The sequence below is a fragment of the Streptomyces sp. genome (genome assembly GCF_036524955.1).
Classification (GTDB): Bacteria; Actinomycetota; Actinomycetes; order Streptomycetales; family Streptomycetaceae; genus Actinacidiphila.
In genome coordinates this window covers 48,822-59,642 of the sequence record NZ_DATDBG010000038.1, presented here as the reverse complement: position 1 = coordinate 59,642, position 10,821 = coordinate 48,822, and the positions used below count along the sequence as shown (strand labels likewise).

The following is a 10,821-nucleotide window of genomic DNA, read 5'->3' as shown; positions in this document are numbered from 1 at the left end:
ACCGGGCGGCGACGGCTGCCCTGCCGGTACGCGGCGGCTGTCCGAGGCCGCCGCGACGACGCTTGGGACCGTACCGGGACGACGCACCTCACCGACCGACGAAGGAGCGCGATGACCACGACGGAAGAAGCCGCGTCCGCGGAGCTGCGGGAGCTGCTGCTGGCCCGCATCCGGGATGTGCCGGACTACCCGAAACCCGGGGTGATGTTCAAGGACATCACGCCGCTGCTCGCCGACCCCGTCGCCTTCAGCGCCCTGGTGGAAGCGCTCGCCGAGCTGTGCGTGCGGCACGGCGCCACCAAGGTGGTCGGCCTGGAGGCGCGCGGGTTCATCCTCGCCGCGCCCGCCGCGGCGAGTGCCCGGCTCGGCTTCGTCCCGGTCCGCAAGGCCGGCAAGCTGCCCGGGGAGACGGTGGCGCAGGAGTACGAGCTGGAGTACGGCACCGCCGCGGTCGAGGTGCACACCGACGCGTTCGCCCCCGGGGACCGCGTGCTGGTGATCGACGACGTGCTGGCCACCGGCGGCACCGCGGAGGCCTCCCTGGAGCTGGTCCGCCGCTGCGGCGCGTCCGTTGCCGGTGTGGCCGTGCTGCTGGAGCTGGGGTTCCTCGGCGGCCGCAAGCGGCTCGCGCCCGCGCTCGGCGAGGCGCCGCTGGAGGCCCTCGTGGTCGTCTGACGGCGGTACGCCGGTGCGGCCGCTCCGGCGGCCGTCCGGTCCGCCGGAGCGGCCGGGAGCGGCCGGTACGACCAGCGTGCCGGGCAGCCCGGCAGATGCCCGGCACCTCCGGGCGTCCGCCTCCCGCCGCAGGTAGATACCATGGGACTCCCACCCGCGTGAGGAGTGCTCTTGCCAGACGAGGCCCAGCCGCTCGACGCCGCAGCCGGGGCACCGGACTCCCCCGCCGAGAGCAGGGGAGCCACGCCCGAGTCGGCCATGCCCGCCGTCCGGCCCGTACGTACTCCGGGCAGTGTCGCGCCGACCCGCCCCGGAGCCTCCTCAAGCCGCGTCCGCGCCCGCCTCGCCCGGCTCGGGGTGCAGCGCTCCACCGCGTACAACCCGGTGCTCGAACCGCTGCTGCGCGTCGTCCGGGGCAACGACCCCAAGGGCGACACCGCCCAACTGCGGCAGATCGAGCAGGCGTACCAGGTCGCCGAGCGCTGGCACCGCGGGCAGAAGCGCAAGAGCGGTGACCCCTACATCACGCACCCCCTCGCGGTCACCACCATCCTGGCCGAGCTGGGCATGGACCCCGCGACGCTGATGGCCGGGCTGCTGCACGACACCGTCGAGGACACCGAGTACGGCCTGGAGCAGTTGCGCCGCGACTTCGGTGACCAGGTGGCGCTGCTGGTGGACGGCGTGACCAAGCTGGACAAGGTGAAGTTCGGCGAGGCCGCGCAGGCCGAGACGGTCCGCAAGATGGTCGTCGCCATGGCCAAGGACCCGCGGGTGCTGGTCATCAAGCTCGCCGACCGGCTGCACAACATGCGCACGATGCGCTACCTCAAGCGGGAGAAGCAGGAGAAGAAGGCCCGCGAGACCCTGGAGATCTACGCCCCGCTCGCTCACCGGCTGGGCATGAACACCATCAAGTGGGAGCTGGAGGACCTCGCCTTCGCGATCCTCTACCCCAAGATGTACGACGAGATCGTCCGCCTCGTCGCCGAGCGCGCCCCCAAGCGGGACGAGTACCTGGCCGTCGTCACCGACCAGGTGCAGCAGGACCTGCGCGCCGCCCGGATCAAGGCCACCGTCACCGGCCGTCCCAAGCACTACTACAGCGTCTACCAGAAGATGATCGTCCGCGGCCGGGACTTCGCGGAGATCTACGACCTGGTCGGCATCCGGGTGCTGGTCGACACCGTACGGGACTGCTACGCGGCGCTCGGTACCATCCACGCGCGATGGAATCCGGTCCCCGGCCGGTTCAAGGACTACATCGCGATGCCCAAGTTCAACATGTACCAGTCCCTGCACACCACGGTGATAGGGCCCAGCGGCAAGCCGGTCGAGCTGCAGATCCGTACCTTCGACATGCACCGCCGCGCCGAGTACGGCATCGCCGCGCACTGGAAGTACAAGCAGGAGGCGGTGGCCGGCACCTCCAAGGTGCGCACCGACAGTCCGCGCTCGGACAAGAAGGACGACGCGGTCAACGACATGGCGTGGCTGCGCCAGTTGCTGGACTGGCAGAAGGAGACCGAGGACCCCGGCGAGTTTCTGGAGTCGCTGCGCTTCGACCTCTCGCAGAACGAGGTCTTCGTCTTCACCCCCAAGGGCGACGTGATAGCGCTGCCGGCCGGCGCCACCCCGGTGGACTTCGCGTACGCGGTGCACACCGAGGTCGGCCACCGCACCATAGGCGCCCGGGTCAACGGCCGCCTCGTACCGCTGGAGTCCACCCTCGACAACGGCGACACGGTGGAGGTCTTCACCTCCAAGGCGTCCGGCGCCGGACCGTCCCGGGACTGGCTGGGCTTCGTCAAGTCGCCGCGGGCCCGCAACAAGATCCGCGCCTGGTTCTCCAAGGAGCGCCGCGAGGAGGCCGTCGAGCAGGGCAAGGAAGCCATAGCCCGGGCGATGCGCAAGCAGAATCTGCCGATCCAGCGCGTGCTGACCGGCGACTCGCTGGTCACCCTCGCCCACGAGATGCGCTACCCCGACATCTCCGCGCTCTACGCGGCGATCGGCGAGGGCCACATCACCGCCCAGTCCGTGGTGCAGAAACTGGTGGACGCGCTCGGCGGCGAGGACGGCGCGACCGAGGACATCGCCGAGATCACCACACCGTCCCCGGGCCGCAGCAAACGCCGGGCCAACGCCGACCCCGGCGTCATCGTCAAGGGCGAGCGCGACGTCTGGGTCAAGCTGTCACGATGCTGCACCCCCGTGCCCGGCGACCCGATCATCGGTTTCGTCACCCGCGGCAACGGCGTCTCGGTGCACCGCGCCGACTGCGTCAACGTCGAGTCGCTGTCCCAGCAGCCCGAGCGGATCATCGATGTCGAATGGGCGCCCACCCAGTCCTCGGTCTTCCTGGTCGCCATCCAGGTGGAGGCGCTGGACCGCTCCCGGCTGCTCTCCGACGTCACCCGCGTCCTGTCCGACCAGCACGTCAACATTCTCTCCGCGGCCGTCCAGACCTCCCGTGACCGGGTCGCCACCTCCCGCTTCACCTTCGAGATGGGCGACCCCAAACACCTCGGCCACGTCCTCAAGGCGGTCCGCGGCGTGGAGGGTGTCTACGACGTCTACCGCGTGACGTCGGGTCGGCAGCGCTGAGCCACCGGCTCCGGACGCCGTGTGCGACGCGCGCGGCCCGGTGTCGAGCAGCGCGCGGCCCCCGTACCGGCGTTCCGGTACGGGGGCCGCGCCCTGTCGAGCGTGGGGGGCCGTCAGCCGCCGAGCTCCTCCATGCCCTTGAGCGCCTGGTCCAGGAGCGCCTGGCGTCCATCGAGCTCGGCGGCCAGCTTGTCCGCCTTCGCGGTGTTGCCCGCGGCGCGTGCCGCGTCCACCTGGGCGCGCAGCTTGTCGACCGCCGCCTGGAGCTGGCCGGCCAGACCCGCCGCACGGGCCCGGACCTCGGGGTTGGTGCGCCGCCACTCCTGCTCCTCGGAGTCGTGGAGGGCGCGTTCCACCGCGTGCATACGGGCCTCGATCCGCGGCCGGGCGTCGCGCGGCACGTGGCCGATGGCCTCCCAGCGCTCGTTGAGCGACCGGAACGCGGCACGCGCCGCCTTCAGGTCCGTCACCGGCAGCAGCTTCTCCGCCTCGGCGACCAGCTCCTCCTTGGCCGCCAGGTTGTCCCGCTGCTCGCTGTCGCGCTCGGCGAACACCTCGGCGCGGGCGGCGAAGAAAACGTCCTGGGCGCCGCGGAAACGGTTCCACAGGTCTTCCTCGGCCTCGCGCTGCGCGCGCCCGGCCGCCTTCCAGTCCGCCATCAGCTCGCGGTAGCGGGCCGCGGTCGGCCCCCAGTCCGTGGAGGCCGACAGCGACTGCGCCTCGGTGACCAGCTTCTCCTTGGTCCGCCTGGCCTCCTCGCGCTGCGCGTCCAGGGACGCGAAGTGCGCCTTGCGGCGCTTGGAGAAGACCGAACGGGCATGGCTGAACCGGTGCCACAGCTCGTCGTCGGCCTTGCGGTCGAGACGGGGCAGGCCCTTCCAGGTGTCCACCAGGGCCCGCAGCCGTTCGCCGGCCGTACGCCACTGCTCGCTCTCCGCGAGCCGCTCGGCCTCGGCGACCAGCTGCTCCTTGGCGGTCCTGGCCTCCTCGTGCTGCTTGGCCCTGGCGGCCTTGCGCTCCTCGCGCCGGGAGTCCACCAGCGCCACCAGCGCGTCCAGCTGCTCGGCCAGCGCCGCCAGGTCACCGACGGCGTGGCCCTCCGACACAGTGGTCCGCAGGTGCTCGATCGCGGCCAGGGCGTCCTTGGGCGCCAGGTCGGTGGTCCGCACCCGCCGTTCCAGGAGGCCGATCTCCACGACGAGCCCCTCGTACTTGCGCTCGTAGTAGGCCAGGGCCTCCTCGGGAGAACCCGCCTGCCACGAACCGACCTCCTTCTCCCCGTCGGCCGTACGCACGTACACGGTCCCCGTCTCATCGACGCGGCCCCACGGGTCGCTGCTCACAGCGCCTCCTCCACGTGATGCCCCGCCGAATCGCGCCCGGCGGGCATCGTTCACAGTTTCTCTCCGGCCGGGCTGCCCGCCCTGACCGGTCCAACGCCAACATAGGCGACCAGCGCCCCGGCTGTCCGCATCCGGTGCGGCCCCAATCAGGATTTGGTGACGGTCGCCTTGTCGATGACCACCGTGGCGTTCGGTGCGCCGTCGCCCTGCCCGCTGGACTCACCGGCCTTGGCGATCTTGTCCAGCACCTTCATGCCGTCCGCGCCGATGGTGCCGAACGGGGTGTACTTCGGCGCCAGCGGGCTGTCCTTGTACACCAGGAAGAACTGGCTGCCGCCGGTGTGCGCCTGGCCGGTGTTGGCCATCGCCACGGTGCCCGCCGGGTAGGTGACCGTTCCGTTCGGGCCGGCCTCGCCGAGCGCCGTCAGGTTCTCGTCGGCGATGGTGTAGCCCGGGCCGCCGCTGCCCTGCCCGGTCGGGTCGCCGCACTGGAGAACGAAGATCCCGGCGCTGGTCAACCGGTGGCACTTGGTGTGGTCGAAGAAGCCCTTGCCGGCCAGGAACGTGAAGGAGTTGACGGTCTCCGGGGCCTTCGCCGCGTCCAGTGCCAGCGGGATGGTGCCGCAGGTGGTCCGCAGGGTGAAGGTGTACTTCGCGCCCTTGTCGACCGACATGGCCGGCTCGCTCTTCCACTGTTCGGTGCCCGGTGTGCCCGCGGCCGGCTTGGCGCACGGGTCGGGGCCCTTGGCCGGTGCGCCGGTCGCCGCCTGCCCGGACGGCGTGGCCGAGGGGTTCGCGGCCGCGTCGTCCTTCTTGCCGCTGCTGTCGAACGCGCCGACCGCGAACGCGGTCCCGGCCCCGGCGACGACCACCGCGAGCACGGCCGCGATCACCGAGTTGCGTACCTGTGACTTGCGCCGCTGCTGCACCCGGCGCTGCTGCTGCCGATCGAACTTCTCCCGGGCGAGCTGCCGCCGCCGCTGTTCCTTGGTGACCACTTCGCCGTCTCCGTCGTGAGTGCCGTCTACACGTCTTGATGATCAGCATGCCGTCCGTACCTGTGTGCGGCCGGTACGGCATGCGGTGTGTGGCGCAGATCCTCGCGTCCCGCACGCGCCCAGTCCAGTCCGCCTGCGATCCCGCCCCGCGCGCGCCGCCACGGGCACGATACGAGTTCGCCGCCGCCACCACGTCGCCGGTAGGCTTTTGAGCTGCCGACACCACCCGCGGACGACAGAAGGACGAACGTGCTCATTGCCGGGTTCCCCGCCGGGGCCTGGGGGACCAACTGCTACGTGGTCGCCCCCGCCGCCGGTGAGGAGTGTGTGATCATCGACCCGGGTCACCTCGCGACCCAGGGCGTCGAGGACATGCTCGCCAAGCACCGACTCAAGCCCGTCGCCGTCATCCTCTCGCACGGTCACATCGACCATGTCGCGTCCGTCGTCCCGGTGTGCGGGGCCCACGGCGTGCCCGCCTGGATCCACCCCGAGGACCGCTACATGCTCAGCGACCCGGAGAAGGGGCTCGGCCGCGCCATCGGGCAGCCGCTGATGGGAGAGCTGACGGTCGGTGAACCCGACGACGTCAAGGAGCTGGCCGACGGCTCCGTGCTGCGGCTGGCGGGCCTGGAGTTCCAGGTCGCGCACGCGCCCGGCCATACCAGGGGGTCGGTGACGTACCGGCTGCCCCAGAGCGCCGCCACCTCACAGGATCAGGGGTGGCCGTCGGTGCTCTTCTCGGGCGACCTGCTCTTCGCCGGCTCCGTCGGACGCACCGACCTGCCCGGCGGTTCCCTGGCCGAGCTGTACGAGTCGCTGGCCCGGGTGTGCCTGCCGCTCGACGACTCGACCGTGGTCCTGTCCGGCCACGGCCCCCAGACCACCATCGGCCGCGAGCGCGCCGCCAACCCGTACCTGGGCGAGGCGGCGCGCGGCTCAGGAGCCGGCGACCCGGCTCCACGACGAGGATTGTGACGCATTCTGCTGTGAGCGTGTTCCAGGCCCCCAAGGGCACCTACGACCTGCTGCCGCCCGACTCCGCGATCTACCTCGCGGTACGCGAGGCGATCGCCGCACCGGCCCGCCGCGCGGGCTACGGCTACGCGGAGACCCCCGGCTTCGAGAACGTCGAACTGTTCTCCCGCGGCGTCGGCGAGTCCACCGACATCGTGACCAAGGAGATGTACACCCTCACCACCAAGGGCGGCGACCGGCTCGCGCTGCGCCCCGAGGGCACCGCGTCCGTCCTGCGCGCGGCCCTGGAGGCCAATCTGCACCGCGGCGGCAACCTCCCGGTCAAGCTCTGGTACTCCGGCTCGTACTACCGCTACGAGAAGCCGCAGGCCGGCCGCTACCGGCACTTCTCGCAGGTCGGCGCCGAGGCGATCGGTGCCGAGGACCCGCTGCTCGACGCCGAGCTGATCATCCTGGCCGCTGACGCGTACCGCGCGCTGGGCCTGCGCGAGGTGCGGCTGCTGCTCAACTCCCTCGGCGACGCGGAGTGCCGCCCCGCCTACCGGGCCGCCCTCCAGGACTTCCTGCGCGGCCTCGACCTGGACGAGGACACCCGCAAGCGGATCGAGATCAACCCGCTGCGGGTGCTGGACGACAAGCGCGAATCGGTGCAGCGGCAGCTGGCCGGCGCCCCGCTCATCGCCGACCACCTGTGCGAGGCGTGCAAGTCCTACCACGAGCAGGTGCGCGAGCTGCTGGCGGCGGCCGGCATCCGTTACGAGGACGACCCCAGGCTGGTGCGCGGCCTCGACTACTACACCCGGACCACCTTCGAGTTCGTGCACGACGGACTCGGCTCGCAGTCCGCGGTCGGCGGCGGCGGGCGGTACGACGGCCTGTCGGAGATGATCGGCGGCCCGTCGCTGCCGTCGGTGGGCTGGGCGCTCGGCGTGGACCGTACCGTGCTCGCGCTCCGGGCCGAGGGCGTGCAGCCGCCGCTGCCGCCGGTCACCGACGTCTACGCGGTGCCGCTCGGCGAGGAGGCGCGGCGGGCGCTGTTCACCGCCGTCACCGGGCTGCGCAGGGCCGGGATCGCGGCGGACTTCGCCTTCGGCGGCAAGGGCATGAAGAACGCCATGAAGTCCGCCAACCGCTCCGGCGCGCGCTTCGCGCTGGTCGCGGGGGAGCGGGACCTCGCCGAGGGCGTCGTCCAGCTCAAGGACCTCCAGACCGGGGAGCAGGGCCCGGTCGCGCTGGACGAGGTCGTCACCACCGTCAAGGAACGACTGGCCTGATCCGCTCGTACGGGTACGAGGGCGCTGTGGACCTTGTCGCCTCCACGGCGCCCTCGTGCACAATGAGGGGTGCCGGCTCACCCCCACCGACCGAGAAGAACGGCGGCCATGACGACTTCCGCGCTTGACGAGACGCGAACGGACGGCGGCAGCGAGCAGCCGGAGCCGGACGGCATCGCGGCAGGACGTGCCTTCACCTGGCTCCTGCTCATCTGCGGCGCGCTCGGACTCCTCGCGTCGTTCGTCATCACCGACGACAAGTTCAAGCTGCTCGAGGCCAAGGTCGAGGGGAGGACCTACACCCCGGCGTGCAGCCTCAACCCGATCATCTCCTGCGGCAACGTCATGCAGAGCTCGCAGGCGCATGTCTTCGGCTTCCAGAACCCGATCATCGGCCTGGTCGCGTACTCCATGGTGATCGCGCTGGCGGTGGGCATGTTCGCCGGGGCCCGCTACCGGCCGTGGTTCTGGCTCGGGCTCCAGGCCGGCGGCCTGTTCGGCGTGGTCTTCTGCTCCTGGCTGCAGTACCAGACGCTCTACAACATCGACTCGCTCTGCCTGTGGTGCAGCCTCGCCTGGGTCGTCACCATCGCGATCTTCTGGTACACGCTGGTTCACAACATCAAGCACCGGATCATCAAGGTCCCCGAGGGCCCGCGCGCCCTGGTGCTGGAGTTCCACTGGGTGGTGCCCGTGCTCTGGTACGGCATCATCGCCACCTTGATCCTGGCGCGCTGGTGGTCGTACTGGAAGACGCTCGTCTGAGGCTCGGGCACGGTGGGGAACGGTACGGAGGCAGCATGCTGGTCGGCGTGACGACATACCTGGAGCAGGCCAGGTGGGGCGTGTGGGACGCCCCCGCCGTGCTGCTCCCGGCGGGCTACGTGCGGGTCGTCCAGCAGGCGGGCGGCATCGCCGTACTGCTGCCGCCGGACCGGCCGGAGGCAGCCGCCGCGGCGGTCGGACGCCTCGACGCCGTCGTCGTGGCCGGCGGGCCGGACGTGGAGCCGCACCGGTACGGCGCGGTGCGCGACGAGCGGACCGGCCCCGCGGCAACCGAGCGGGACGAGTGGGAGCTCGCGGTGCTCGCCGCGGCGCTCGGGCGGGGGACGCCCGTCCTCGGTGTGTGCCGCGGGATGCAGCTGCTGAACGTGCTGTACGGCGGCACCCTCGTGCAGCACCTCGACGGCCACACCGGGGCGCCGGGCCGGTTCGGGCGGCACCGGGTCACCCCGGTCGAGGGCACGCTGCTGGCGAAGCTGACCCCTGAGCCGTACACCGTGCCCACCTACCACCACCAGGCCGTCGACAGCCTCGGCGCGGGCCTGACCGCGAGCGCCCATGCCGACGACGGCACCGTGGAAGCCGTAGAGGTCACCGGCGAACCCTTCGCCCTCGGTGTCCAGTGGCACCCCGAGGCCGGTGCGGACCTGCGGGTCGTCCAAGGCCTGGTGGACGCGGCCCGCGGCGGGCGTGTCAGTGCGGTGACCTAGGCTGCATGGCGTGGAGCCAGATCTGTTCACCGCAGCCGCGGAAGACCGCCGGGAGCGGGATCCCAGCGCCAGCCCCCTCGCCGTGCGGATGCGTCCGCGCACCCTGGACGAGGTGGTCGGGCAGCAGCACCTGCTGCGCCCGGGCTCGCCGCTGCGCCGCCTGGTGGGGGAGGGCGGCGGCGGCCCCGCCGGGTCCTCCTCGGTGATCCTGTGGGGCCCGCCCGGCACCGGCAAGACCACCCTCGCGTACGTCGTGAGCAAGGCCACGAACAAGCGTTTCGTGGAGCTCTCCGCCATCACCGCCGGCGTCAAGGAGGTCCGCACGGTCATCGAGAGCGCCAAGCGCCAGTCCGGCGGCTACCAGCGCGAGACCGTCCTCTTCCTCGACGAGATCCACCGTTTCAGCAAGGCCCAGCAGGACTCCCTGCTGCCCGCCGTGGAGAACCGCTGGGTCACCCTCGTCGCGGCCACCACCGAGAACCCGTACTTCTCGGTGATCTCGCCGCTGCTGTCCCGCTCCCTGCTGCTGACCCTCGAACCGCTCACCGACGACGATCTGCGCGGCGTCCTGCACCGAGCGCTCACCGAGGAGCGCGGTCTGGCCTGCGCGGTGACCCTCCCCGACGACGCCGAGTCGCACCTGCTGCGCATCGCGGGCGGCGACGCCCGCCGCGCGCTGACCGCCCTGGAGGCGGGGGCCGGCGCCGCGCTGGCCAAGGGCGAGGACACCATCGCCCTGGCCACCCTGGAGGAGGCGGTCGACCGGGCCGCGGTCAGCTACGACCGGGACGGCGACCAGCACTACGACGTGGCCAGCGCCCTGATCAAATCGATCCGCGGCTCGGACGTGGACGCGGCGCTGCACTACCTGGCCCGGATGATCGAGGCGGGCGAGGACCCCCGCTTCGTCGCGCGCCGTCTGATGATCTCCGCGAGCGAGGACATCGGTCTGGCCGACCCCACCGCACTGCCGACCGCGGTGGCCGCCGCGCAGGCCGTGGCGATGATCGGCTTCCCCGAGGCCGCGCTGATCCTCAGCCACGCCACGATCGCCCTCGCGCTGGCCCCCAAGTCCAACTCCGCGACGACCGCCATCGGCGCCGCGCTGGCCGACGTACGCGCGGGGAAGGCCGGACCGGTGCCGCCGCACCTGCGCGACGGGCACTACAAGGGCGCGGCCGAGCTCGGCCACGCCCGGGGGTACGTCTATCCGCACGACGTCCCCGGCGCGATCGCCGCCCAGCAGTACGCCCCGCCCGAACTGGTCGGGCGCCGCTACTACGAGCCCACCCGCTACGGCGCGGAGGCCCGGTACGCGGACATCCTGGAGCGGGTCCGGGACCGCCTGGCCGGCCGCGGGGAGTGACCCGCCGCGCACCCCCCGCGGTGGTCTGCTCCACCCGCGCGGCACGGCCCGGGCGGCATGAGGGGCGCCGTGCCCGGGTTACCCTCA

At 72.0% G+C, this 10,821-nt stretch carries 9 protein-coding genes; 7 read left to right on the top strand and 2 right to left on the bottom strand.

Translation table 11 applies throughout. The features are described from left to right. Positions 1–111 precede the first annotated feature (111 nt). Positions 112–675: an adenine phosphoribosyltransferase gene (locus tag VIW71_RS03400; RefSeq protein ID WP_331620413.1), complete on the top strand. Its 564-nt coding sequence runs from the start codon at positions 112–114 to the stop codon at positions 673–675. 258 nt (positions 676–933) lie between these two features. Next, on the top strand, positions 934–3,282 hold the full coding sequence (locus VIW71_RS03395; protein ID WP_331620416.1) for a RelA/SpoT family protein: 2,349 nt from the start codon (positions 934–936) through the stop codon (positions 3,280–3,282). 113 nt (positions 3,283–3,395) lie between these two features. On the opposite strand, the gene VIW71_RS03390 is transcribed toward VIW71_RS03395, so the two are convergent. Both VIW71_RS03390 and VIW71_RS03385 read right to left on the bottom strand, forming a co-directional pair. Then, positions 3,396–4,625, bottom strand: coding sequence for a DUF349 domain-containing protein (locus VIW71_RS03390; protein WP_331620412.1), 1,230 nt, complete (start codon positions 4,623–4,625; stop codon positions 3,396–3,398). A 146-nt stretch (positions 4,626–4,771) separates the two neighbouring features. After that, on the bottom strand, positions 4,772–5,623 hold the full coding sequence (locus tag VIW71_RS03385) for a peptidylprolyl isomerase (protein ID WP_331620411.1): 852 nt from the start codon (positions 5,621–5,623) through the stop codon (positions 4,772–4,774). A 249-nt stretch (positions 5,624–5,872) separates the two neighbouring features. Between VIW71_RS03385 and VIW71_RS03380 the strand changes: the two genes are divergently transcribed. The 5 genes from VIW71_RS03380 (at position 5,873) to VIW71_RS03360 (ending at position 10,734) form a co-directional block, all read left to right on the top strand. After that, positions 5,873–6,601: an MBL fold metallo-hydrolase gene (locus VIW71_RS03380; protein ID WP_331620410.1), complete on the top strand. Its 729-nt coding sequence runs from the start codon at positions 5,873–5,875 to the stop codon at positions 6,599–6,601. 11 nt (positions 6,602–6,612) lie between these two features. Further along, positions 6,613–7,875: a histidine--tRNA ligase gene (gene hisS, locus VIW71_RS03375; protein ID WP_331620409.1), complete on the top strand. Its 1,263-nt coding sequence runs from the start codon at positions 6,613–6,615 to the stop codon at positions 7,873–7,875. Positions 7,876–7,983: 108 nt separating this feature from the next. Then, positions 7,984–8,640: a vitamin K epoxide reductase family protein gene (locus VIW71_RS03370; RefSeq protein WP_331620408.1), complete on the top strand. Its 657-nt coding sequence runs from the start codon at positions 7,984–7,986 to the stop codon at positions 8,638–8,640. A 35-nt stretch (positions 8,641–8,675) separates the two neighbouring features. Next, complete coding sequence (locus VIW71_RS03365; RefSeq protein ID WP_331620407.1) at positions 8,676–9,368, top strand: gamma-glutamyl-gamma-aminobutyrate hydrolase family protein; 693 nt, start codon at positions 8,676–8,678, stop codon at positions 9,366–9,368. A 10-nt stretch (positions 9,369–9,378) separates the two neighbouring features. Further along, positions 9,379–10,734 carry a replication-associated recombination protein A gene (locus VIW71_RS03360; protein ID WP_331620406.1) on the top strand — a complete coding sequence of 452 codons (1,356 nt, stop codon included), beginning with the start codon at positions 9,379–9,381 and terminating at the stop codon, positions 10,732–10,734. Positions 10,735–10,821 lie beyond the last annotated feature (87 nt).